The organism is Streptomyces sp. TG1A-8 (genome assembly GCF_030499535.1).
Lineage (GTDB): Bacteria > Actinomycetota > Actinomycetes > Streptomycetales > Streptomycetaceae > Streptomyces.
This window is the reverse complement of the sequence record NZ_JASTLB010000001.1, coordinates 1,778,055-1,802,380: the sequence shown is the minus strand read 5'-3', so window position 1 is coordinate 1,802,380 and position 24,326 is coordinate 1,778,055. Positions and strand designations below refer to the sequence as shown.

The following is a 24,326-nucleotide window of genomic DNA, read 5'->3' as shown; positions in this document are numbered from 1 at the left end:
GATGACCGACACACCGAGGGAGCGCTGGACGCTCCACCACTCATCCCGGGCCCACGCCGGAAGCCGCCCGGACCACCCGGCGATCATCTGCGAGGGCCGCGTCACCACCTACGAGAAGCTGCACCGGGAGAGCAACCGCGCCGCGCACGCCCTGCACACCAGCGGGGTCCGGCGCGGCGACCGGGTCGCCTACCTGGGCCGCGAGTCGGCGAACTACTACCTGGTGATGATCGCCTGCGCCAAGGCCGGCGCGGTCCTGGTACCGGTCAACTGGCGGCTGACGCCGAGCGAGGTCGACCACATCCTGCGCGACTCCGGCGCCGCCCTCATCTTCGTCGACGACGAGTTCTGGGACACCGTCGCCACCGTCCGCCACCAGCTGCGCGGCCTGCGCAGGGTGATCCGGGTCGACGGCACCGACGCCGACGGCGAGCCCGCCCGCGGCGCGGGCCTGCCCGCCTGGTCCGCCGACCAGCCCGACACCGACCTCACGCCCGGCACCGACCAGCCCGACACCGACCTCACGCCCGGCACCGGCCCGGACGACGCGGTCGTCCAGATCTACACCAGCGGCACCACCGGCCTGCCCAAGGGCGCGGTCCTCGCCCACCGCAGCTTCTTCACGCTGCCGCACGCGAGCCGCGAACAGGGCGCGGACTGGATCGACTGGCGGCCCGACGACGTCGCCCTGATCTCCCTGCCGGGCTTCGGCGTGGCCGGCATCGGCTGGTTCCTGCACACGTTCAACGCCGGCGGCACCAATGTGATCATGCCGCAGTTCGACCCGCAGGAGGCCGTGCGCCTCATCCGCACCCACCGGGTCACGACGACCTTCGCCGCACCGGCGATGCTCCAGGCGATGGCGGCCGAACGCGGCGCGGGCCCGGAGGCGTTCGTCTCGCTCCGCAAGATCGCCTACGGTGCCGCGCCCATGTCCGAGACGCTGCTCAAGCAGTGCCTGGAGACCTACCGGTGCGAGTTCGCGCAGATCTACGCCAGCACCGAGACCGGCAGCGTGGCCGTGTGCCTGCCGCCCGGGGACCACCACACCGGCAGCACCGTCCTCACCTCGGTCGGCAAGCCGTGCCCCGGCAACGAGGTCAAGGTGGTCGGCCCCGGCGGCGAGACGCTCCCGCCCGGCGCCATCGGCCAGATCTGCGTCCGCGCCCCCTCCCGGATGCTCGGCTACTGGAACCTGCCCGAGGCCACCGCCCGCACCCTGGTGGGGGAGTGGCTGCACATGGGGGACGCCGGCTACCTGGACGAGGACGGCTACGTCCACCTGTGCGACCGCATCAACGACACGATCATCGTCGCCGGCCAGAACATCTACCCGGCCGAGGTCGAGAAGGCGCTCGCCGCGCACCCGGCGGTGGCCGACGCGGCCGTGGTCGGGCTGCCCGACGACCGCTGGGGCGAGAGCGTCCACGCGGTGGTCGTCCTGCGCCCCGGGGCCAGGGCCACCCCGCGCGAACTGCTGCTGTCCCTGCGCGGGCGCATAGCCGACTACAAGATCCCCGGCACCTATCACTTCGCCGAGTCCCTGCCCCGCAACCCGTCGGGCAAGATCCTGCGCCGCGCGGTGCGTGAGCAACTGGCCGCACCGGCCAGGGACGCGTTGTCGGAAACGGTCGTCTGACGACCCGTCGACTGCACGAAAGGAAGCAGATGTCCTCCAACTCCGCCGACAGCCCCACGGGGGCGCGGGAAACCGCGCGGCCGACCTCCACCGGCCCGCAGCCCGCGGGCGACCCGAACGCCCCCCTGCAGATCGGCATCCTGCTGCCCACCCGGGAGCAGGCCATCAACGGCACCTACGCCGCGGCCCCCCTGCTCGACTTCGCCCGGCAGGCGGAGGCGCTCGGCTTTGACTCGCTGTGGGCCGGGGACTCCCTCACCGCCCGCCCCCGCCTCGACCCCCTGGTCGTCCTGTCGGCCGCGGCGGCGGCCACGCAGCGCATCACGGTCGGCACCGCGGCCCTCACCCCGGCCCTGCGCCACCCCCTCATCGGCGCGAACATGATCGCGAGCCTCAGCCACGTCGCCGCCGGCCGGCTGGTCCTCGGTCTCGGCTCGGGCTTCCCCATGGCCGAGACCGAGGAGGAGTTCGCCTCCGTCGGCGCCTCCTTCCAGGGCCGCGTCGGCCGCCTCGACGAGATCACCGCGCTGTGGCGCACGGCCTGGCGCTCCGGCGAGGAGGGCGAGCCCGCCGAGTTCCAGGGCCGGTTCTGGCAGACGGAGAACCTCGACCGCCTGCCGTCCCCCGCGGTCCCCGGCGGTCCGCCCCTGTGGCTGGCCGGCAGCGACACCCCCAAGGTGCTCGCCCGGGCGGCGACCCGCTACGACGGCTGGCTGCCCTTCCTGCCCGACGTCGAGGCCTACGGCCGCGCCCGCCGCCGCATCGCCGAACTCGCGGCGGAGGCCGGCCGCACGGTCACCCCGGCGCTGTACGCGACGGTCACCGTCAACAGCGACGAGGCCGCCGCCAAGGCCGAACTGGAGCACTACATCAGCCACTACTACGGCCGCTCCCTGGACCAGATGCGGACCATCCAGGCCTACGCCTGGGGCAGCGCCGAGAAGTGCGCCGAGTGGCTCGGCGGGTACGTCCGCGCCGGTGCCCGGCACCTGGTCGTACGGATCGGATCCCTCGACCCCGAGCCGCAGCTGAAGGAGATCGCCGAGGTGCTGCTGCCCGCGGTACGCGCCCTCGGCCCGTCCACCACCGTTGGGAGTACGCAGACGTGAGCACCGCCATCGGCACCATCGGCAGCCAGATGTCCCGCGCGGGGCAGTGGTTCCACCCCGTGGAGCCCTCGCCCGACGCCTCGATCCGGCTGTTCCTGCTGCCCCACGCGGGCAGCGGCGCCATCATCTACCGCGACTGGGAGAGCCTGCTGCCGCCGGACATCTCCCCGCAGGCGGTGACCCTGCCCGGCCGTCACAACCGCCGTGACGAGCCGACGTACGAGGAGTTCTGGCCGCTGCTCGACGCCCTGCACGAGGCGGTGCTCGACGACCTGGACGAGCGGCCCTTCGCCTTCTTCGGCCACTGCCTGGGCGCCCAGCTGGCGTTCCGGCTGGCGATCCGCATGGAGGAGGAGGGCGGTCCGGCTCCGGTGATGGTCGGCATGTCCGGCTGGTCGCCCGAGGGCTTCTTCCAGCCGACGGAGGAGCAGAGCCGCATGCCGGAGACCGAACTGGTCGAGTGGATCAAGAAGTTGGGCTCGTTCCCGGCGGAGATCTACGACAACCCGGAGATGCTCGCCCTGGTCGTCCCGGCGCTGCGCGCCGACCTGCGGGTCGCCGCCCAGTACGAGGACGACGGCGCCGGCGTCACCTGCCCGCTCGCCTCGTACGGCGGCCGCAGCGACCCGCTCCAGGAGGCCCCGGACGCCATGTCCCACTGGGCCGGCCGCACGCCGGCGTACCTCGGCCACAACGAGTACGAGGGCGGCCACTTCTACATCGACACGCACGCCCAGGCCGTCACCGCGCACTTCGCGCACCGCCTGCAGCGGCTCGTCGCCCAGAAGGCACGCTGAGCCCGGCGGAGCCCGCCGAGGCACCTCGCACCGTGTCAGCGGGGCGCGGGACAGTGACCCGAAGGACGACTGCCGTCCGGGGGCCGTCCCGCGCCCCGCCACGCGTTGTGGCGTTCCCGGCCCGCACCGCACCGGTACGGGACGGCCCAGCGGGGCCGTCGACGCCCACCGGAGCGGAACCGGCGGACAGCGCGGCGCGGGCGGCCCGGCCACCGGCCCCCGTCAGCCACGGATCAGTTCCAGGTCAGGGCTTCTTGACAGAGTCATGAGCACCGCACGCGCCCGCCGGCACTCCGGTCCGCCGCCGGTACGTCCCACGTGAGGAGAGCGTCCGACATGGCCCGCACCCCCGCTCCGCGCAACGCTCCAGGCCGCCTCGGCCGCCGGCCCGAGGGCCTGCGGGGTCGTTGCCCTCGCAGCGGAGCCCAGTCCGGACGCCGTTCCCGGTCCTCGCCCCCGCGGGCCACGGACGCCCGGACCCCCCGGAGCGCGGTCACCGCCGCGCGCTAACCGCTCCTCCCACCGACTCGCACGGGTTCCTGCCGGGACCCGTGTCAGCGCCGTGTCAGCGCCGTGCGCGAAGGTGGCGCACGACGTCCGCGTACGGCCCGGAGACAGGCGTCTCCCCGGGCGGCCCGCTCGTGCCCGCCCGTGCCCGTTCGCACCCGTCGAACCGCGTCCGCGTCCAGTGCAGAAAGACAGTCGGTGCCGAGGAACACCTGTGCCCCCCCATCCTGGAGGACCAACATGTCACTCGCGGACCACACCGACATCCTCGACTGGCCCTTCGCCCGGACCGAGGACGGCGATCCGCCGCCCGTCCTGGCCGAACTGCGCACCGCTCCGCCCTGCGTGGTGCGTCTCCCGGCCGGTGCGGCGGAGTCCCGGCTCGCCTGGCTGGTGACCCGCTACGCCGACGTGCGCCAGGCCCTGGCCGACCCGCGCCTGAGCGCCGACGAGACCTTACCGGGCGCTCCCGTGCGCATCCAGGTCCCGCCCGGTGGCAACCCCAGTTCCTTCCTGCGCCTGGACGACCCCGAGCACGCACGGCTGCGCGGCATGATCCAGACCGAGTTCACCGCCCGCCGCGTCAAGCGGCTGCGCGAACCGGTGCAGCGGCTGGTGGACGAGCTCCTGGACGAGCTGGCCACCCAGCCGCAACCCGCCGACCTGCACGCCGTCTTCTCCCGGGCCCTGCCCACGCTGGTCATCGCGCGCCTGCTCGGCGTGCCGGAGGAGGACTCCCCGTTCTTCGTCGAGAAGACCCGCGTCACCATCTCCCAGGAGGACCCGGCCGTCTCCCTGGCCGCGTTCACGGAGATGTCCGAGTACCTCGCCAAGCTGGCCCTGCGCAAGCTCACCGACCCCGGGGACGACCTGATCAGCCGCCTCGTCGTCAACCACCACGCGACCGGCGCCCTCACCCTCGACGAACTCGTGGGCATCGCCCGCCTGGTGCTCGTCGCGGGCCACGAGACCACCACCAACCAGATCGGCCTGAACGTCCTCGCGCTGCTGCGCGACGACGAACTGCGCGCCCAGGTCACCGCCGACGACGGCGCGCTGATCCCCAACTTCATCGAGGAGTCCATGCGCTACTGGTCCATCTCCCAGGACGCCATGGTCCGCCTCGCGACCGAGGACCTGGAACTCGGCGGCGTGACGGTCGAGAAGGGCGACGCCGTCGTCATCTCGGTGCCCGCCGGCAACCACGACGAGTCCGTCTTCGCCTGTCCGCACCGCATCGACCCGCGCCGCGACACCAGCGGGCACCTGCAGTGGGGCTTCGGCCCGCACTATTGCCAGGGCGCCCCGCTGGCCCGCCTGGAGATGGAGCTGGCGCTGCGCTCCCTGCTGCGCCGATTCCCGGGCCTGCGCCTCGCGGCCGACCCGCGCACGCTGTTCCGCCGCGGCACCGTCTTCCACGGGGTGACCCACCTGCCCGTGACCTGGTGACCGGAGGAACCCCGGTGCACCGCACAACCCACACTGAAAAATCAAGGAAACGGAGTCGTCATGACTTCTGAACTGAGCCCGGAAGTCGCGGCGCAGGAGCACGAGCGGACGGAACCCGTCGGCGCGCCGGCCGCCGCCCCCTCGGCCGGTGCCCTGCTGGTGGTGCTCGTCGGCACGTTCATCACGGTGCTGGACTTCTTCATCGCCAACGTGGCCGTCCCCGCCATCAAGGCCGACCTGGACGCCACCGCCGCCCAGGCCCAGCTGATCGTCGTCGGCTACGGCGTGGCGTTCACCTCGGGCCTGATCACCGGCGGCCGGCTCGGGGACCTCTACGGCCGCCGGCGGATGTTCGCCCTCGGCATGGTCCTGTTCATGGTGGCCTCGGCCGCGTGCAGCCTGGCGCCCACGGTGACCGTCCTCGCCGTGGCCCGCATCGCCCAGGGCGCCTCCGCGGCACTGATGGTCCCGCAGGTGCTCGGCATCATCGGCACCGTGTACACGGGCGAGGCCCGCGACCGCGCCTTCAACGTCTACGGCCTGGTCATCGGACTCGCCGGCGTCTTCGGCCAGTTCATCGGCGGAGCCCTGATCACGGTCGACATGGCCGGCCTGAGCTGGCGCACGATCTTCCTGATCAACGTCCCGTTGTGCCTGGCCTCCCTCGCCTTCACCCGCCGCACGATCCCCGAGTCGCGCGGCCAGGGCGGCACCAGGCTCGACCTGACCGGCGCGCTGCTGGTCACGGCGACCCTCGCACTGGTGGTGTTCGCGCTGCTCGAGGGCCAGGAGCGCGACTGGCCGGTGTGGGTGTGGGAGTCGCTGGCCGGGGCGGCCGTCCTGCTCGCGGTGACCGTCTGGCACCTGCGCCGCCGGGCCGCCGCCGGTCGCGGCCCGCTGGTCGAGCCGGGCATGTTCCGCTCCCGGCTGTTCTCGGTGGGCCTGCTCGCGACGGTCGTGTACTTCCTCGCCATGGGCTCGTTCTTCTTCACCCTCGCCCTCTACCTGCAGCTGGGCCGGGGCCTGAGCCCGCTGGAGTCCGGACTGCTGTTCCTGGCGCTGGGCGCGGGCTACTTCGGGGCCTCGCTCGTCTCGGCCCGCTTCGCCGCCTCGGTGACCGCCCGCCGGGTGGCCGCCGGCCCGCTGACCCTGGCCGTCGGCTACAGCGCGATCGCCCTGACGGTGCGGGAGCTGGACCTGAGCGGCTCGGTGCTGTTGCTGCTGCCCATGCTGCTGGTCGCCGGGCTCGGCATGGGCCTGACCACCGGCCCGCTGACCAACCTGGTCCTCGGCGGAGCGGTGCCCGAGCACGCGGCCGCCGCCTCGGGCCTGCTCAACACGGCCCAGGAGGGCGGGGCCGCCGTCGGCGTGGCGATCGCCGGCGCGGTGTTCTTCCCCGCGCTCGCGGACGCGGGCGGCAAGGCCGGCGCCTACCCGCACGCGTTCACCACCACTCTCATCCCGCTGATCTGCCTGGGCGTCCTCGCCTCCCTGCTGGTGCTGGCCGCCCCCGGCCGCGCCGCCAGGGACTGAACGCCCGGCCGCCACCACAGAAGGAGGCAGGGAACATGCCGCACCTCACCGCCCGGGACGGGACCCGGCTGCACTACAGCGACTGGGGCGCCGGCCGGCCCGTCGTCCTGCTCGGCGTGGCCATGGCCGACTCCCGCATGTGGGAGTTCCAGGCGCCGTTCCTCGCCGGGAACGGGTTGCGCTGCATCACCTACGACCGGCGCGGCAGCGGCCGCTCGGACGTCCCGTGGGACGGGTACGACTACGACACCCTGGCCGACGACCTCGCCGACCTGCTCGACCACCTCGACCTGAGGGACGCCGTGCTGGTCGGCTACGCGGTCGGCGGCGGGGAGTGCGTGCGCTACCTGTCCCGCCACGGCACCGACCGGGTCTCGAAGCTGGCCCTGGTCGCGTCCACGACCCCGTTCCTGCTGAACGCCCCGGACAACCCCGACGGGCTCGACCCGGCGCTCCTCGACCAGGTGGAGCAGGCCATCCGCACCGACCGGGCCGCCTGGCTGGACGCCCTCACCTGGCCGTTCTTCACCGGCCGCCCGGACCCGGACCCGCAGGGCCTGCCGATCTCCGGGCAACTGGCCGGCTGGCTGATCAACCTGTGCCTGGACACCTCGCCGAGAGCCGGGACCGAGGTCTACCGCACGCTGTTCACCACCGACCAGCGCGCGGAGACGGCGGCGGTCACGGTGCCCACCCTGGTGATCCACGGGACCGCCGACCTGGGCGCGCCCTACGCACTGTGCGGTCCGCGGACCGCGGAGCTGATACCGGACAGCAGGCTGCTCACCTACGAGGGCGCCGCGCACGGGTTGTTCGCCACCCACGCCGAGCGCCTGAACGCCGACCTGCTGGCGTTCGTCAAGGAGTGACACCCGCCGTGTCCGCACCGCGTCCGGCCCCCGCCCTGGGGGGCCGGACGTTCGCGTGTTCGGGCCGCGCCCCGTGTCAGTGGCGCGTCAGCGCCGTGACAGTGCCTCCCGGCACAGTGGGGAACGCCGCGACGCCGGGGCGCATCCCGCCCGGTCCTCTCCGGTGCCCCCTGTCCGACGAAGGAGTACGCCCGCATGGCAGACACCGCAGCCCCGGCTCCCACCCGGGCCCTCGTCCTGGGCAACCCCGCATCCGGCAGCCACTCGCCCGAGCTGGTCGAAGAGGTGCGCGAGCTGTGCGCCTCCTGCCTGGAGCACACCGAGGTCCACCTCACCACCGGCCCCGGCGACGCCACCGTCGCCGTACGCCGGGCCCTGCAGCGGCCCGACGGGGCGCCCGACCTGGTCGTCGCCATCGGCGGCGACGGCACCGTCCGCGAGGCCGTCCAGGGACTCGTCCCCGTCACCGGCGACGCCACCCTCGCGGTGGTGCCCGGCGGCACCGGCAACTCCGGTTACAAGATGCTCTGGGGCGAGCGGCCCTGGAGCGAGGCGCTGAAGGCGATCCTGACCGACTCCGGCGTCGGCGGCAGCGCCCGCCTGCGCCGGCTGGACCTGGCCCGCCTCGCCGAAACCCGCAACTACGTCTACCTGGGCGCCTGCTCGGGCGTGATCGCCGACGCGCTGATCACCGCCCGCGAGCTGCCGCTGAGCGGCCGGGAGCGCTACGTGCGCGCCTTCGCCGACACGGCGGCCGGCTACGAGCCGTACCCCGGCCGGGTCACCGTCGACGGCCGCGTGGTGCACGAGGGGCCCACCATCCTCGCCAACGTCGGCGGCGGTCCCTACCGCGGCGGCCGGTTCCACGTGATGCCCGGCTCGCTGCTCGACGACGGCCTGCTCGACGTCTGCGTGATCGGTGGCGCCGTCGCCGCCGCGGACGTGCCCGACCTGACCCTGAACGCCGCCCACCTGGACCACCCGGCCACCGTGTACGCGCGGGGCCGCCGCATCACCGTCGAGCGCACCGACGGCCGCCGGCTCCCGCTGGAGCACGACGGCGAGTACCAGCACGGCATCGGTGCCTCGGCCACCTTCGAGGTGCTCCCCGGAGCCCTCCCCGTCTGGGCGCCGGCCACCCCCTGAAGCCCTCACGAAGCCACCTGTCGGAAGAACAAGTCAAGCAAGTCACAGAGGAGAACGCCCGCATGAGCGACCTGACCACCACCGTCTCCCGTTACCTCGACATCTGGAACGAGGCGGACGCCGACAAGCGCGCGGCGGCCATCGCCGAGCTGTTCACCGCCGACGCCCCGTACATCGACCCGCTCGCCGCGGTCGAGGGTCACGAGGGCTTCGGGGCCGTGGTGGCCGGCGCCCGCGACCAGTTCAAGGGCCTGACCTTCGAACTGCACGGCACCGTCGACGCCCACCACGACCAGGCCCGCTTCCAGTGGGGCCTGGTGACCGAGCCGGGCGCCGAGCCGATCGCGATCGGCTTCGACGTCCTGGTCACCGACGGCGAGGGCAAGATCAAGGCGGTCTACGGCTTCCTGGACAAGGTCCCGGCCGCCTGACCTCCGGCACGTACCGCGGGAGCACCGGCGTGCCGGTGCTCCCGCAGTCATGTTCACCCCCGGCCCCCAGCAGGCACCAGGAAGGTACCCGCCATGACCGCTGTCCTCGCGGAGAGCGTCGCCCGGGCGCTGTGCGCCGACTGGGCCGACCAGGCGCACGCCCTGCCCCGGTCCGGCCGCGGCCGCCCGCCGGCCGACACCCCGCTGCGCGAGCTCTCCCACTGGGCGGCCACACTGCGCCCGCAGCACATCCCGTGCCGGGTGCTGAAGCTCGCCGCGAGCCAGGTGCTGTCCCAGGTCGCCTCGATCCGGGCGGGCCTGCAGCACCCGCTCGGCAGGAAGCTGGTGGCCGCCTTCGGGCACCCCATGCAGCGCGACCCGCGGCAGGCCGCCGGAGTGTTCGCGGCGCTCGGCTCCTGGCTCAACCTGGACGACACCGCGTACGCCGGCCACCTGTCCAACTCCACGGTCGCCGTCCCGCTCGCCTTCGCCTACGCCCGCCGGCTGGACGGACTCTCGCTGCTCACCGCGGTCGTGGCGGCCAACGAGTGCGCGGCCCGCATCACCGCCTCCGCGACCCTGGGCCCGCTGCGCGGCCAGAGCGCCGTGCACACCCACCTGGCCGGCGCGGTCGCCGGGCGCCTGCACTGCGACCGGGCCCCGGCCGCCCTCTTCGAGAACGCCTTCGGGCTGGCCTTCGCCATGCCCAACTGGCCGCTCATGCGCGCCTTCCTGGCCAGTGACGCCCGCCTGTTCAACACCTTCACCCCGGTGCGCACCGCGATGGACGCCTGCGACGCGGCCCACGCGGGCCTGCGCGGAGCCCCGGACATCATGGAGCACCGGGACGGCTTCCTGGCCCGGTTCGCGACCGTGCCGCTGCCGCAGGCGGTGGCCAAGGGACTGGGCCGGCGCTGGCACACGGACACCCTGTCGTTCAAGATGCACCCCGGCGGGCCCGGCATCGACGCCGCGGTGGACTGCGCCGCCGAGATCCACAAGGAGCTCGGCGCGGTGCGGCCGCAGGACGTCGCCGAGGTCGTCGTGGAGGCATCCCTGTACACGCTGTTCGCGGGGGAGCGGGCCGCCCAGTACGTCACCGGCCCCGGCTCCCCGCTGGGCGCGCTGGTCCTCGACGTGCCCTACCCGGTCGCCACCACCCTGCTCACCGGCGGGTTCACGGTGGACGACTTCTCCGCGCCGCGCCTGGACGACCCCGACCGGTGGGCACTGGCCAAGCGGATACGGCTGGAGCACGACACGGAGATGACCCGGGAGCTGTTCCTGTCCGACGCGCCGTTCGGCGAGGCGGTGCGCGAGGCCGGGGACCTGGCCGTGCCCTGGCTGCGCGGCTTCGGCGGCGACGAACTCGTGGACCTCGTCGGCGCGCTGCAGGCCGACGACCGGGACTTCTCCCGCGCCACCAAGGCGACCGGCGCCCGGGTCACCGTGCGGCTGACGGACGGCCGCACCGTCTCGCGCACCCGGCTGATCCCGGTGGGCGCCGCCGGTCCGGAGACCCGGACGGGCCACGCGGACCTGGTGCGCGAGAAGTTCCTGTCGGTCGGCGGCTCCCCGCAGGTCGCCGACACCGTCGACCGTCTGCACCGGATGCGCCCGCGGGCGGTGCGCCGCTGGATCGAGACGGCGTTCCTGGACTGAGCGCGCCGCGGCGCCGCTCCCCGCCGGGCGGGCGGCGGGTGCGCCGCCCCGGCGCCGTGGGTCCCGTACCGCCGGACCGCGTCGTGCGGGCGGAAGCGGGCCCGCCCGTCCCGGTCCGGCGCGCCCTCCCCGCTCACCCGCCGGTGCAGCAGCTCCTCCAGCAGGTCCACGGCGGGCCCGCGGGTGCGCCCCCCGTTATGTTCTTCGCGGTCCTGCAAGAGGGCCGCTGGCTTCCGGGCCCGGCATGACTGTTCCCCCTGTCGAACGGATGACCTGGGGGGTGGTGTCACCGGGCCCGAGAGGCGCCGTTGGAGACGCTGATGAGAGGTCCGACTACCGCCTGGCCTGGCGCAATGCCCGGCCGCTTGCAGGCGGCAGGTCTGCATAACGTGGATGCGCGCATACGACGCCAACGCCCTGGCCAGCACCGCACGAACCCCGTTCCGGAGGATGGGTTGGACGACATCGACGACGTGGGCGTCTTCCTTGGCTTGGACGTCGGCAAGAGCGCCCATCACGGGCACGGTCTCACCCCGGCCGGCAAGAAAGTCTTCGACAAGCAGCTGCCCAACAGCGAGCCGAAGCTGCGGGCTGTCTTCGACAAGCTGGCCGCGAAGTTCGGCACCGTGCTGGTCATCGTGGACCAGCCCGCTTCCATCGGAGCCCTGCCCTTGACCGTCGCCCGGGACGCCGGCTGCAAGGTCGCCTACCTGCCCGGACTCTCGATGCGGCGGATCGCCGATCTCTACCCGGGCGAGGCGAAGACCGACGCGAAGGACGCCGCGGTGATCGCGGACGCCGCACGGACCATGCCGCACACCCTGCGCTCGCTCCAGTTGACCGACGAGATCACCGCCGAGCTGACCGTGCTGGTCGGCTTCGACCAGGACCTCGCCGCCGAGGCAACCCGCACCTCCAACCGGATACGCGGCCTGCTCACCCAGTTCCACCCCAGCCTGGAACGCGTCCTTGGCCCACGCCTGGACCACCAGGCCGTGACCTGGCTGCTGGAACGCTATGGATCCCCCACCGCGCTGCGAAAGGCCGGTCGCCACAGGCTCGTTGAGGTGATCCGGCCCAAGGCCCCGCGCATGGCCGCCCGGCTGATCGACGAGGTCTTCGACGCGCTCGACGAGCAGACCGTCGTGGTCCCGGGCACCGGCACCCTCGACATCGTGATCCCGTCCCTGGCCCGTTCCCTCGCGGCCGTCCACGAACAGCGACGAGCCCTGGAAGCGCAGATCGGACAGCTGCTGGAGGCTCACCCTCTTTCCCCGGTCCTGACCTCGATTCCCGGGGTCGCGGTCAGGACCGCCGCCACGCTGCTGGTCACCGTCGGCGACGGGTCCAGCTTCCCCACCGCCGCTCACCTGGCTTCCTACGCCGGCCTCGCCCCGACGACCAAGTCGTCCGGGACCTCGATCCACGGCGAACACGCACCCAGAGGCGGCAACCGGCAACTCAAACGCGCGATGTTCCTGTCCGCGTTCGCCGCCCTGCACGATCCCGCCTCCCGCACCTACTACGACCGATGCCGGGCCCGCGGAAAGACCCACACCCAGGCGCTTCTCCGACTGGCCCGCCACCGCACCAGCGTGCTGTTCGCCATGCTCCGCGACGGCACCTTCTACGAACCCAGAACCCCACGCCTCGCTTGACGAAAGACATAGAGGCACCCCCCCGCTCCGGCGGGCCGTCGACGCCGAAGCCGCCGGGCAGGGTCCGGGCCGGTGCGGCGCTGCCCGCACCGGGGCGGCGGCAGCCGGTGGTGGGCGGTGACGCCCGTGCGCGGGGACGGGGCGTCCGCGCGCGGCCCGTCCCGCTCGTCGGCGAGCCGGTCCGCGGGGCCGCGCGGTGCCCGGTGCGGGCGCGCGGTGGGCCACGGCCCGGCGATGTGCAGCGCCGGCGGCAGGCCGCACGCTCGGCCCCGAGCGCCCGGCCGGCCCGCCCTGGGTCGGGCGGACCGCCTCGCGGGTCCTCACCGGTGCGGCCGGGCGCGGGCGCTCACCGGTGCGGCGGCCAGGCTGCCCGGGCAGGCCGCGGCGTGCGGCAGGACGGTCACCGCCCGTCACCTTCCCGGCCGGTCACCGGGCGCCGGGGCGCGGGTGGGGCGGCCGGCGCAGGGCCGCGACGAACTTGTAGCGCGAGCCCCGGTACACCGAGCGTGCCCACTCCACCGGCGTGCCCCCGGCGTCCCGGGAGTGCCGGGACAGCAGCAGCATCGGCAGGCCCACGTCGGTGCCGAGGAGCTGGGCCTCGCGCGGTGTCGACAGGGAGGTCTCGATGGTCTCGTCGGCCTCCGCCAGATGGACGCCGTACACCTCGGCGAGCACCGTGTACAGCGACGGGCAGGTGGCCAGGGACCGGCGCAGTCCGGGGAAGCGCCGCACCGACAGGTGGGTCGTCTCGATCGCCATCGGGGCGCCGCCGGCCAGCCGCAGCCGCTCGACGCGCAGGACCGGTTCGCCCGGACCGGTGCCGAGCAGCTCCGACAGCTTCCCGTCCGCCGGCACCTCCCCGATGTCCAGCACCTGCGAGGCCGGTTCGAGGCCCTGGGCCCGCATGTCCTCGGTGTGGGAGGTGAGCTGGAGGGTGCGGTACAGCTTGGGCTGCGCGACGAAGGTGCCCTTGCCCTGGATGCGGTCGAGGCGGCCCTCCCCGACGAGTTCCTGCAGGGCCTGCCGGATGGTGGTGCGCGAGGTGCCGAACCGGACGGCGAGCAGGCGCTCGGCGGGCATGGCCGAACCGGGCTGGAGCGCCCGGGTCATCTCCAGCACCTGCTGTTTGATCCGGTAGTACTTCGGCACGCGCGCGGTGCGGCCGGGCGCCCCCCTGGAATGCTGGGCGCTGCTGGCGTCAGGGGTCATGCCTGCCTTCCCGGCTGTGTGGACGGTCTCCCGTTATAGCGATCACCGCCCCATGGTCTAGTCCAACCAGAGTGAGTGGTCCAGTCCATTGGTCCAGGTCCGCACAAGGGGAGGCGTGCGCTCCGGTGTCTTTCTCGTAACGGCCGTGATCGGCTGTCCGAACCACCCTTGACACCTCAAAAGGTCTAGGCCAAGCTCCACCGTACTGGTCTACACCATTAGTGGCCAGGTCCCGAGCCCTACGCGCAACAGCGTCGTTTCGCAGGTCACCGCCGAGGGCGTGGGGGGTTAGTGGCATCCCTGAGGAGGGTGGCGTGAAGCGCAAGCTTGCGGCCGCGATCGTGATCGCGGGCATGATGGTCTCCGTCTCGGCGTGTGGTGGGGATGACGGCGACGACAGTGGCAAGAACGCGGGACCGGACAGCTTCAAGGGTCAGACGCTGACCGTCTGGACGATGGACGGGTCCGCGCCCGACAAGTGGACCAAGGACGTCACGGCCGCCTTCGAGAAGAAGACCGGCGCCAAGCTGAAGTTCGAGATCCAGAAGTGGGACGGGATCCAGCAGAAGATCACCACCGCCCTCTCCGAGTCCAGCCCGCCGGACGTCCTGGAGGTCGGCAACACCCAGACCCCGGCCTACGCCGCCACCGGCGGCCTCGCCGAGCTGGGCGACCTGAAGCAGCAGATCGGCACCGACTGGACGCCGTCGGTCTCCCAGTCCTCCGTCTACGACGGCAAGCAGTACGCCGCCCCGTGGTACTTCGCCAACCGCGTCGTCATCTACAACAAGAAGATCTGGGCCGAGGCCGGCCTCAAGGACACCCCCAAGACCCGGGCCGAGTTCTTCGAGGACCTGGACGCCATCGGCAAGAAGACCGACGCAGAGCCGCTCTACATGCCCGGCCAGAACTGGTACTTCTTCGACGGCCTCACCATCGGGCAGGGCGCGGACCTGGTGAAGAAGGACGGCGACAAGTACGTCTCCAACCTGGGCGACCCGAAGGTCGCCGCGGCCATGGAGATCTACAAGAAGTACGCCTCCTACTCCAAGGCCCCCAAGGACAAGGACGAGGCCACCCCGCAGCAGGCCCAGGTCTTCGCCAAGGGCAAGACCGGCGCCTTCATCGGCATGGGCTGGGAGGCCGGCACCGCCGTCCAGGCCAACAAGTCCATCGAGAAGGACCTCGGCTACTTCACCATCCCCGGTGAGAGCGCGGACAAGCCCGAGGGCGTCTTCCTCGGCGGCTCCAACCTCGCCGTCGCCCAGGGCAGCAAGAAGCAGGCGCTCGCCAAGGAGTTCCTGAAGGTCGCCCTGTCCGACACCTACGAGGGCGAGCTGGCCAAGCTCAACGGAGTCATCCCCAACAAGCAGTCCCTGGAAGCCGGCCTCAAGGGCAACGCCGTCGCCGAGGCCGCCGCGCCGGGCGCCGCGGCCGGCGGCACCACCCCGCTGATCCCCGAGTGGGCCGCGGTGGAGAACAGCCCCAACCCGATCAAGTCCTACATGACCGCGGTGCTGGGCGGTAAGTCCCCGGCGGCCGCCGCCAAGCAGGTCGAGGGCGAGATCAACAAGCGTCTGGCCCAGCAGAACTGATGACCCGCGCCGGGGGCGCGCCCCAGGGCGGAGCCCCCGGCACAGACGTCGTTCGTACCGCCGGTACGGCCACGGAAGAGATGGCAACTCATGTCAGTGCAGACCGAAGGCACGGACACGGCCGGGGAGCCCGCTGTCCGCAAAGCCCCGGCACCGGCGTCAAGGGGTGAGGACCACGCCCCGCGGCCCTCGTCCGGCCGCCGCACCGCCACCCCCTACCTGCTCCTGCTGCCCGCGCTGCTGGCCACACTGATCCTGCTCGGCTGGCCCCTGGTCAAGAACGGCATGCTGTCGTTCCAGAACCTCAACCCGCGCCAGCTCATCCAGCACCTCACCGAGTGGAACGGCTTCGACAACTACCAGGAGGTCCTGAGCGGTTCGGACTTCTGGCACGTCGTGGAGCGCTCGGTCGCCTTCACCGCGGCCAACGTCGTACTGATCATGCTGCTCGGCACCCTGACCGGGCTGCTGCTCGCCCGCCTCGGGCGCGGCATGCGACTGCTGCTCATGCTCGGGCTCGTCCTGGCCTGGGCCATGCCCGTCATCGCCGCCACCACCGTCTACCAGTGGCTGTTCGCCCAGCGCTTCGGCGTCGTCAACTGGGTGCTGGACAAGCTGGGCTGGCACTCCATGGCCGACTACAACTGGTTCGGCTCGCAGTTCTCCACCTTCTCCGTGGTCACGCTGCTCATCGTCTGGCAGTCGATCCCGTTCGTGGCCATCAACCTCTACGCCGCCACCACCACCGTCCCCCGGGAGCTGTACGAGGCCGCCTCCCTGGACGGTGCCGGTGCCTGGAAGAGCTTCACCTCGGTGACCTTCCCCTTCCTCCGGCCGTTCCTGTACGCCACGACCTTCCTGGAGGTCATCTGGGTGTTCAAGGCGTTCCCGCAGATCTTCGCGATGAACGAGGGCGGCCCCGACCACCTCACCGAGACCCTGCCCATCTACGCGTTCGTCCAGGGCGTCGGCAACCAGCACTTCGGCGTCGGCGCGGCGATCTCCTTCCTGACCATCCTGGTCCTGCTGGCCATCACCTCGTACTACCTGCGCATGGTGCTCAAGCAAGAGGAGGACGAGCTGTGAAGCGCTCCGTCTTCGGCCGTATCTGGCCCAACGCGACCGCCGTCATCCTCTTCGCCGGCTTCGCGTTCCCCGTCTACTGGATGTTCGCCACGTCCCTCAAGCCGACCGGCGACATCATCTCCGAGGACCCGGTCTGGTTCCCGACCGACATCACCCTCGGCCACTTCGGCAGGGCCGTGGACGCCGACCACTTCTGGACCCTGGTCGCCAACTCGATCACCGTCACGGTGTGTTCGGTGCTCCTGTCGCTGGTCATCGCCCTGTTCGCGGCCTTCGCCCTCGCGCGGATGCGGTTCAAGGGCCGGCGCGGCTTCGTCGTGACCTTCATGCTGGCGCAGATGGCCCCCTGGGAGGTCATGGTCATCGCCATCTACATGCTGGTCCGCGACAACGACATGCTCGACAGCCTGGTCCCGCTCACCGTCTTCTACGCGGTCATGGTGCTGCCGCTGACCATCCTGACGCTGCGCGGCTACGTCGCCGCCGTGCCCAAGGAGCTGGAGGAGTCCGCGATGGTCGACGGGTGCACCCGCACCCAGGCCTTCGTCCGGGTGATCCTCCCGCTGCTGGCGCCCGGCCTGATGGCCACCTCGCTGTTCGGCTTCATCACCGCCTGGAACGAGTTCCCGCTCGTCCTGATCCTCAACAAGGACATCGAGAAGCAGACCCTGCCGCTGTGGCTGTCGCAGTTCCAGACCGCCTTCGGCGACGACTGGGGAGCCACCATGGCCGCCTCGTCCCTGTTCGCGCTGCCCATCCTGATCCTCTTCATCTTCCTGCAACGCAAGGCTGTCGGCGGTCTCACCGACGGCGCCGTGAAGGGATGACACCGCCGATGACCACACTCGCAACCGGCCCCGACACCCTGACGCGGGACGCGCTCGCGGTGCTGCAGCCGGGCTTCGACGGCACCACCGCGCCGGACTGGGTGCGCCGCCGCCTCGGCGAGGGACTGGCCTCCGTCGCCCTGTTCGGCCGCAACGTCGTCACCGAGGAGCAGGTCACCGCGCTGACCGCCGCGCTGCGCGCCGAGCGCGAGGACCTGCTGGTCGCCATCGACGAGGAGAGCGGCGACGTCACCCGCCTGGAGGTGCGCACCGGCTCCTCCTTCCCCGGCAGCCACGCCCTCGGCGCCGTCGACGACCCGGACCTCACCCGGGGCGTGGCCCGCGAACTGGGCCGGCGCCTGGCCGCCTGCGGGGTCAACTTCGACTGGGCGCCCTCCGCCGACGTCAACGCCAACCCCGACAACCCCGTCATCGGCGTCCGCTCCTTCGGCGCCGGCCCCGGCCTGGTGGCCCGGCACACCGCCGCCTGGGTCCAGGGCCTGCAGTCGACCGGCGTCGCCGCCTGCACCAAGCACTTCCCCGGGCACGGCGACACCAACGTCGACTCCCACCACGCCCTCCCGCGCATCGACGTCGACGCCGACACCCTGCGCGCCCGGGAACTGGCCCCCTTCCGCGCGGCCATCGAGGCCGGCACCCGGGCCGTGATGAGCGCGCACATCCTGGTGCCCGCCCTCGACCCGGACCGCCCCGGCACCCTGTCCCGGCGCGTCCTGACCGACCTGCTGCGCGGTGAACTCGGCTACCGGGGCCTGATCGTCACCGACGGCATGGAGATGCGGGCCATCTCCGGCACCTACGGCCTGGAGCACGGCGTGGTCCTCGCCATCGCGGCGGGCGCGGACGCGATCTGCGTCGGCGGCGGCCTGTGCGACGAGGGCACCGTGCTCGGGCTGCGGGACGCGCTCGTGGCCGCCGTGCGCTCCGGCGAACTGCCCGAGGAGCGCCTGCACGACGCCGCCGCCCGGGTGCGCGAGCTGGCACGCTGGACGGCCGGGGCGCGAAGCGGCGCGGACACCGCCGTGCCCGAACCGGAGATCGGTCTGGTCGCGGCCCGCCGCGCCCTGGCGGTGACCCGCGCCGGCGCCGCCGGGCCGGTCACGCAGCCGGTGTACGTCGCCCGCTTCAACCCGGCCCCCAACATCGCCGTCGGCGCCGAGACCCCCTGGGGCGTGGCCGCCGAGCTGGAGCGGCTGCTGCCCGGCAGCACGGCCGGCACCTTCTGCGGCGACGGCGCGGGACCCGCCGCGCTGGCCGCCGCGGAGGGCCGCCGGATCGTGGCCGTGGTGCGCGACGAGCACCGGCACGGCTGGATGGGCGCCGCGCTCGACGCGCTGCTCGCCGCCCGCCCGGACACCGTGGTGGTCGAGATGGGGGTGCCGCAGGCCCCGCCGCGCGGCGCCCTGCACGTCGCCACCCACGGCGCCGCCCGGGTCTGCGGCGTGGCGGCCGCGGAGGCCGTCGTCGCGGGCTGAACCCCGGCGGGCGGGCCCAGGCCGGCACCGGTCGTCCCGGTGCCGGCCGTGCCGTCCCACGGGCACCCACCCGCCGGGCAGCCGCGCGGGGACGTGCGTCCCCGCCGCAGCGGACCTATTGACATGTCCTCTGCAATCTCGGATGCTGTGAGAGCGCTCTCAGGAGATGTGCCCCGGCACGGCGGTGCGGGACCTCGGCAGCCGGGCCCACCTCCGCAGACCCCTCCGGCGCGGCGCCGGCCGGTCGCCGTCCTCGTGCCGTGTCCCGGTCGGCCCGGCGGTGCCGCGCGGGCCGACCAGGGAACGGAACCATGAGACTCTCTCGCTGTCTTTCCGGTGCGGCGGCCTTCGTGCTGTCCGGCGTCCTCGCCATCGCGATGTCGCTGACGTCCGCCGGCCCCGCCCAGGCGGGACAGACCGCTCTGCGGGCCGCCGACCCGAGCGTCATCCGGGTCGGCACCACCTACATCTCGGTCCAGTCGACCGGCGGTGGCATCGTCGTGCGGCAGGCCGCGTCGACGGACGCCCTCGCCTCGGCGCCGGCCCGGCAGGTCTGGTCGGACACCCGGGGCCGCGGTGAGGTCTGGGCTCCGGAACTCGTCATGGACGGCGGCCGCTACTACATCTACTTCTCGGCCGGCGGCGGATCGGCCCACCGGATGTACGTGATCAGCTCCGCCAGCCCGGACACCGGCTACGGAACCGAGACGAAGCTGGCCCTGCCGGACGACAAGTGGGCCATCGACGGGACCATGTTCACCTTCAACGGGCAGCGCTGGTTTGTCTGGTCGGGCTGGGCCGGCGACACCAACGTCGAGCAGAACCTCTACATCGCCCGGATGAGCAGCCCCACCACGCCGACCGGAGCGCGGTACGTCATCTCGCAGCCGCGCGAGAGCTGGGAGCGGGTGGTCGGCAACCCGTTCATCAACGAGGCGCCCGAGGCGATCAAGGACCCCAACGGGCAGCTGCACATCGTCTACTCGGCCAACGGCAGCTGGAGCGAGCAGTACTGCCTGGCCGACCTGCGGCTGCGGGCCGGCGGCGACCCGACGTACGTGTGGGACTGGTACAAGTCGAACGGCTGCCTGTTCGGCTCCAACTCCGCGACCATGATGCGCGGCTGGGACCCGACCCTCCACGTCAACGGTCCCGGGCACCACAGCTTCGTCCTGCTCAACGGCGACATCGGCACCAGCCCGCCGGCCGGGCCGACCTTCCCCCTGATGTTCCACGCGGTGCCGAAGGGCACGCCGTACAGCTGGGACAACCGCTACTGGTACACCGGTTCGTTCTGCTGGTGGGGCAACACCACCTACAGCCGCGCCAACGTCCCCGGCTCCCACACCGACACCGGCTGGAGCCTGAAGTTCTTCGAGTAGCGGCGCGGGGCCCCGGCCGACGAGGGGGGCCGCCTGCGGCGGCCGGACGCCACGGCGGCCCCGCCGGACGGGCGCAGGGGCCCGGCGCCCGTGATCCACGCGGACCACGGGCGCCGGGCCCCTGCGCACGCCGGTCCGGGACGTCAGTAGGCGCGTGCCACCACGGCGACGTTGCCCGGCTGGTCGTCGCTCGTGGGGACCGAGCCGTCCGCGGCCAGCAGGCACCGCACGGACACGCCCCGCTCGGCCAGCTCCGCCTCGCCCGCCGGACCCAGCGCGGCCCAGGGGATGCGCGCCCAGCCGGAGCCCGCGGCCTCCACGGCCTCGCCGACCGTCGTCACCTCGACGGTACGGTCCTCGCGGCGCCGGCGGGACTGCGCCAGCAGCAGCGCCTGGTCGTCCGCCAGCACCCCGGGCACGATCCCGGGCAGCGCATCGACGGCCACCGGTCCCCTGCTCCCCGTGATGCGGCGGACCAGCACCGCGGTGCCGTCCCGCAGATCACGCGGCCCGACCTCGATCCGTACGGGCACCCCCTTGAGCTCCCAGTCGACCGCGCGGCGGCCGAACGGCGTGTCGGTGCGGTCGTCGACCTGCACGCGGACCCCCGCCGCCGCCAGCCGGTCACTGATCCGCCGGACCTCGGCCAGGACCGCCCCGTCGTCCTTGACCGCCAGGACGACCGCCTGCACCTGGGCCAGCCGCGGCGGGACGCGGAGGCCGTCGTCGTCGCCGTGCGCCATGACGAGGGCGCCGATCATCCGGGTGGTCGAACCCCAGGAGGTCTGCCAGACGTACTCCTGGGAGCCGTCCCTGGACAGGTAGCGGGTGTGGGACGCCTTCGCGAAGTTCTGGCCCAGCTCGTGGCTGGTCGCCATCTGCAGGGCCTTGCCGTCGCCCATCATGCTCTCCAGCGTGAGCGTGTTGACGGCACCGGCGAAGCGCTCCCGGGCCGTCTTGCGGCCGGCGACGAAGTCCATGGCGAGGACGTTCGCCAGGAAGTCGCCGTAGACGTCCCGCTGGATGTGCGCGGCGAAGTCGCGCGCCTCCTCGTACGTGGCGTGCGCGGTGTGCCCCTCCTGCCACAGGAACTCGGTCGTGCGCAGGAACAGGCGGGGCCGCAGCTCCCAGCGGACCACGTTGGCCCACTGGTTGATCAGCAGGGGCAGGTCGCGGTAGCTCTGCACCCACTTGGAGAAGTAGTCGTTGACGATCGTCTCGGAGGTGGGCCGGACCACCGCCGGCTCCTCCAGCTCCTTGCCACCCCCGTGCGTGACCACCGCCAGCTCGGGTGCGAAGCCCTCGACGTGGTCGGCCTCCCTGGAGAGGTGGGACTGCGGGATCAGCAGCGGGAAGTAGGCGTTCCGGGCGCCCGCCGCCTTGATCCGGGCGTCCATCTCGGCCTGCATCCGCTCCCACAGCCCGTAGCCGTACGGTCGGATCACCATGGTGCCGCGCACCGGGCCGTTGTCGGCCAGCTCGGCCTTGCCGATCAGGTCCTGGTACCAGCGCGGGAAGTCGTCCGCCCGGGGCGTGAGAACGGGAGCCTTTGCCATGACCGGCATGGTAGGTGCGGGCCTCGCGCGCGTGCGAACGATTACTTCCCGGCCGGAGGCGACGGCCGCGCCCTGCCGTACGGGTGGGGAGGGACCGCCGCGCGGGGCGCGGCGTGGACGCTCGCGCTTCGGTGGCGGACCGGGACGGAGAGGGCCGGGCCCCCCGCGGCCGTATGCCCGCGTCCCCGCGGGACACGTCCCGCGGCCCGCCCGACGCGACGGCCCGCGGACCGGACGCCGGCCGCCGCGTCCCGCTCCGGCCGGTGCGCCGGCCGCCGGCGGCCCGGCTGCGGGGCGGCAGCCCGGGGCCCCGCACCGTCCGGACCGAGCGGTGCGGGGCCCCGCCCGCGCGGACGCATCCGGGCACCGGCCCGTCAGCGGCAGCCGCGGGCGTTGAGCCGGGCGGCCCGGCGCGTCAGGTGGTCGCGCTCGGCGAGGCTGGACGCCTTCCGCGCCGCCTCGGCGTACAGCCGCGCCGCCGTCACCAGGTCGCCGTCGCGTTCGTGGAGGTACGCCGCCACCGCGGCGTGGCGGGGCAGCGAGTCGTCCAGTGCCGCGAGCGCGGCCAGACCGGCGCGCGGCCCGTCGGCCTCGCCGACGGCCACCGCGCGGTTGAGCCGGACGACCGGGCTGTCGGTCAGGCGCGCGAGCTCGTCGTACCACTCGACGATCTGCACCCAGTCGGTCTCCTCGGCGGTGGGCGCGTCGGCGTGCAGCGCCGCGACGGCGGCCTGGGCCTGGAACTCGCCCAGCCGGTCGCGGGCGAGGGCCGCCTGGAGGATCCCGACGCCCTCGGCGATCGCCCGGGTGTCCCACCGGCCGCGGTCCTGCTCGGCGAGCGGCACCAGGCTGCCGTCGGGCGCGGTCCGGGCGGCGCGCCGGGCGTGGTGGAGCAGCATGAGGGCGAGCAGCCCCGCCACCTCGGGGTGGTCGACCCGGGCCGCGAGCTGCCGGGTGAGCCGGATGGCCTCGGTGGCGAGGTCGACGTCACCGGAGTAGCCCTCGTTGAAGACCAGGTAGAGGACGCGCAGCACGGTGGCGACGTCGCCGGGCCGGTCGAACCGCACGCCGGAGACGGTGCGCTTGGCCCGGCTGATGCGCTGCGCCATGGTCGCCTCGGGCACCAGGTAGGCCCGGGCGATCTGGCGGGTGGTCAGCCCGCCGACGGCGCGCAGCGTGAGCGCGACCGCGGACGCCGGCGTCAGCGACGGGTGGGCGCACAGGAAGTAGAGCTGGAGCGTGTCGTCCACCGCGGGCGCGGGCCCGGACGCCGGCTCCTCGTCGACGAGGTCCTCGCGCCGGCGGCGGGCGGCGTCCGCCCGGGTCGCGTCGAGGAACCGGCGCCAGGCCACGGTGACCAGCCAGCCCTTCGCATCCCGCGGGGGGTCGGCCGGCCAGACGCGGACCGCCTCGACCAGCGCGTCCTGCACCGCGTCCTCGGCCGCCGCGAAATCGGCTCCGCGGCGCACGAGGACGGCGAGCACGCCCGGCGTGAGGCTGCGGAGCAGGGACTCGTCCACCTCGGGGGTCACTCCGTGATGGTGGGCGGCGCGGTCAGGAACGGACGCACCTCCAGCCACTCGTGGATCGGCTTCCCGCCCGCCCCGGGGGCGGCCGACAGCTCCCCGGCCAGTTCGACGGCGCGCTCGTAGCTGTCGACGTCGATCACCATCCAGCCGGCGATGAGGTCCTTGGTCTCGGCGAACGGGCCGTCGGTCACCGGCGGACGCCCCTCGCCGTCGTACCGGACCCACGCCCCCTCGGGGGCGAGCGCCTGGCCGTCGACGAACTCGCCGGTCCCCTCGAGCCGGACCGCGAAGTCGCTCATGTACTGCATGTGCGCCGAGACCTCCTCCGGCGTCCACCGGTCCATGGGCACGTCGTTGACCGCGGCCGGGGCGCCGCGGTAGTGCTTGAGCAGCAAGTACTTGGCCATCGTGCTTCTCCTGGGTGTTGGTGCGGCCCATTGTGGTCGCGTTCACTGCGGGGACGAAGCAGGCCGCGGATTCTCGACATCGCCGCCCGGATTTTTCTCCGGCTCCGCGAACGGGCCCGGGTGCGCCGTCCCGCCGGCCCCCTCGGGTCGTCCCGTCGGTCCCCCGGACCGGGCCACCGGCCCCCCGGGGGCCGGGGCACGGCGTGGTGCGAGGCGATCCGGACGCAGGGGGCGCCCCAGGCGTCACCCGCGACCCCGACCCCGACGTCGGCGGGGGCGGGGGCGGGGAGGGGGGTGGTTGTACTGGACGCCGGAACCGGCGCTGGCCTTACCGGTCCTACCGGTCCTACCGGTCGTCCGGACCGCGGGTGGCCGGGGCCGGCCGCGCCCGGCACGTCCGGGCCCCGCGCGGGGCACCGTCCTGCACGGCGGTCTCCCG

Annotated in this window: 19 protein-coding genes; 15 read left to right on the top strand and 4 right to left on the bottom strand. The window is 73.3% G+C overall.

Annotation, left to right across the window (positions count from 1 at the left end):
* The first annotated feature begins 1 nt into the window (after position 1).
* The 10 genes from QQY24_RS07345 (at position 2) to QQY24_RS07300 (ending at position 12,800) form a co-directional block, all read left to right on the top strand.
* Positions 2-1,639, top strand: a complete 1,638-nt coding sequence (locus QQY24_RS07345) for a fatty acid--CoA ligase (protein WP_301971867.1) — start codon at positions 2-4, stop codon at positions 1,637-1,639.
* Between the two features lie 29 nt (positions 1,640-1,668).
* Positions 1,669-2,748, top strand: coding sequence for an LLM class flavin-dependent oxidoreductase (locus tag QQY24_RS07340; RefSeq protein ID WP_301971866.1), 1,080 nt, complete (start codon positions 1,669-1,671; stop codon positions 2,746-2,748).
* 29 nt (positions 2,749-2,777) lie between these two features.
* Positions 2,778-3,545, top strand: a complete 768-nt coding sequence (locus tag QQY24_RS07335; protein WP_301976168.1) for a thioesterase II family protein — start codon at positions 2,778-2,780, stop codon at positions 3,543-3,545.
* Between the two features lie 747 nt (positions 3,546-4,292).
* Entirely contained in the window at positions 4,293-5,501 is a 1,209-nt protein-coding gene (locus QQY24_RS07330) for a cytochrome P450 (RefSeq protein WP_301971865.1), read from the top strand.
* 60 nt (positions 5,502-5,561) lie between these two features.
* Entirely contained in the window at positions 5,562-7,034 is a 1,473-nt protein-coding gene (locus QQY24_RS07325) for an MFS transporter (RefSeq protein WP_301971864.1), read from the top strand.
* A 35-nt stretch (positions 7,035-7,069) separates the two neighbouring features.
* Positions 7,070-7,903, top strand: coding sequence for an alpha/beta fold hydrolase (locus QQY24_RS07320; protein WP_301971863.1), 834 nt, complete (start codon positions 7,070-7,072; stop codon positions 7,901-7,903).
* A gap of 195 nt (positions 7,904-8,098) precedes the next feature.
* Positions 8,099-9,049 carry a diacylglycerol kinase family protein gene (locus QQY24_RS07315; RefSeq protein WP_301971862.1) on the top strand — a complete coding sequence of 317 codons (951 nt, stop codon included), beginning with the start codon at positions 8,099-8,101 and terminating at the stop codon, positions 9,047-9,049.
* 62 nt (positions 9,050-9,111) lie between these two features.
* Positions 9,112-9,480 (top strand): nuclear transport factor 2 family protein, encoded by a 369-nt coding sequence (locus QQY24_RS07310; RefSeq protein ID WP_301971861.1) that lies wholly within the window; start codon positions 9,112-9,114, stop codon positions 9,478-9,480.
* 93 nt (positions 9,481-9,573) lie between these two features.
* Complete coding sequence (locus tag QQY24_RS07305) at positions 9,574-11,142, top strand: MmgE/PrpD family protein (RefSeq protein WP_301971860.1); 1,569 nt, start codon at positions 9,574-9,576, stop codon at positions 11,140-11,142.
* A 455-nt stretch (positions 11,143-11,597) separates the two neighbouring features.
* Positions 11,598-12,800, top strand: coding sequence for an IS110 family transposase (locus QQY24_RS07300; protein WP_301970849.1), 1,203 nt, complete (start codon positions 11,598-11,600; stop codon positions 12,798-12,800).
* 426 nt (positions 12,801-13,226) lie between these two features.
* Here the strand turns inward: QQY24_RS07300 and QQY24_RS07295 are convergent, their stop codons facing one another.
* On the bottom strand, positions 13,227-14,009 hold the full coding sequence (locus tag QQY24_RS07295) for a GntR family transcriptional regulator (RefSeq protein WP_301971859.1): 783 nt from the start codon (positions 14,007-14,009) through the stop codon (positions 13,227-13,229).
* Positions 14,010-14,323: 314 nt separating this feature from the next.
* Here QQY24_RS07295 and QQY24_RS07290 point away from each other — a divergent pair, with 314 nt between their 5' ends.
* From QQY24_RS07290 to QQY24_RS07270, 5 genes are all read left to right on the top strand, one after another.
* Complete coding sequence (locus tag QQY24_RS07290) at positions 14,324-15,604, top strand: extracellular solute-binding protein (RefSeq protein WP_301971858.1); 1,281 nt, start codon at positions 14,324-14,326, stop codon at positions 15,602-15,604.
* A 90-nt stretch (positions 15,605-15,694) separates the two neighbouring features.
* Complete coding sequence (locus QQY24_RS07285; RefSeq protein WP_301971857.1) at positions 15,695-16,690, top strand: carbohydrate ABC transporter permease; 996 nt, start codon at positions 15,695-15,697, stop codon at positions 16,688-16,690.
* A complete protein-coding gene (locus tag QQY24_RS07280; protein WP_301971856.1) occupies positions 16,687-17,517 on the top strand; it encodes a carbohydrate ABC transporter permease in 831 nt (276 codons plus the stop codon). The genes QQY24_RS07285 and QQY24_RS07280 overlap by 4 nt, the downstream gene beginning before the upstream one ends.
* A gap of 8 nt (positions 17,518-17,525) precedes the next feature.
* Entirely contained in the window at positions 17,526-19,013 is a 1,488-nt protein-coding gene (locus tag QQY24_RS07275; RefSeq protein ID WP_301971855.1) for a glycoside hydrolase family 3 protein, read from the top strand.
* Positions 19,014-19,324: 311 nt separating this feature from the next.
* Positions 19,325-20,395, top strand: coding sequence for a glycoside hydrolase family 43 protein (locus QQY24_RS07270; RefSeq protein WP_301971854.1), 1,071 nt, complete (start codon positions 19,325-19,327; stop codon positions 20,393-20,395).
* 143 nt (positions 20,396-20,538) lie between these two features.
* On the opposite strand, the gene proS is transcribed toward QQY24_RS07270, so the two are convergent.
* The 3 genes from proS to QQY24_RS07255 all read right to left on the bottom strand — a co-directional run bounded on the left by proS (position 20,539) and on the right by QQY24_RS07255 (position 23,887).
* Entirely contained in the window at positions 20,539-21,951 is a 1,413-nt protein-coding gene (proS, locus tag QQY24_RS07265; RefSeq protein ID WP_301971853.1) for a proline--tRNA ligase, read from the bottom strand.
* A 374-nt stretch (positions 21,952-22,325) separates the two neighbouring features.
* Positions 22,326-23,471: an RNA polymerase sigma factor gene (locus tag QQY24_RS07260; protein ID WP_301976167.1), complete on the bottom strand. Its 1,146-nt coding sequence runs from the start codon at positions 23,469-23,471 to the stop codon at positions 22,326-22,328.
* Positions 23,472-23,479: 8 nt separating this feature from the next.
* Positions 23,480-23,887: a YciI family protein gene (locus tag QQY24_RS07255; protein WP_301971852.1), complete on the bottom strand. Its 408-nt coding sequence runs from the start codon at positions 23,885-23,887 to the stop codon at positions 23,480-23,482.
* Positions 23,888-24,326: the final 439 nt, after the last annotated feature.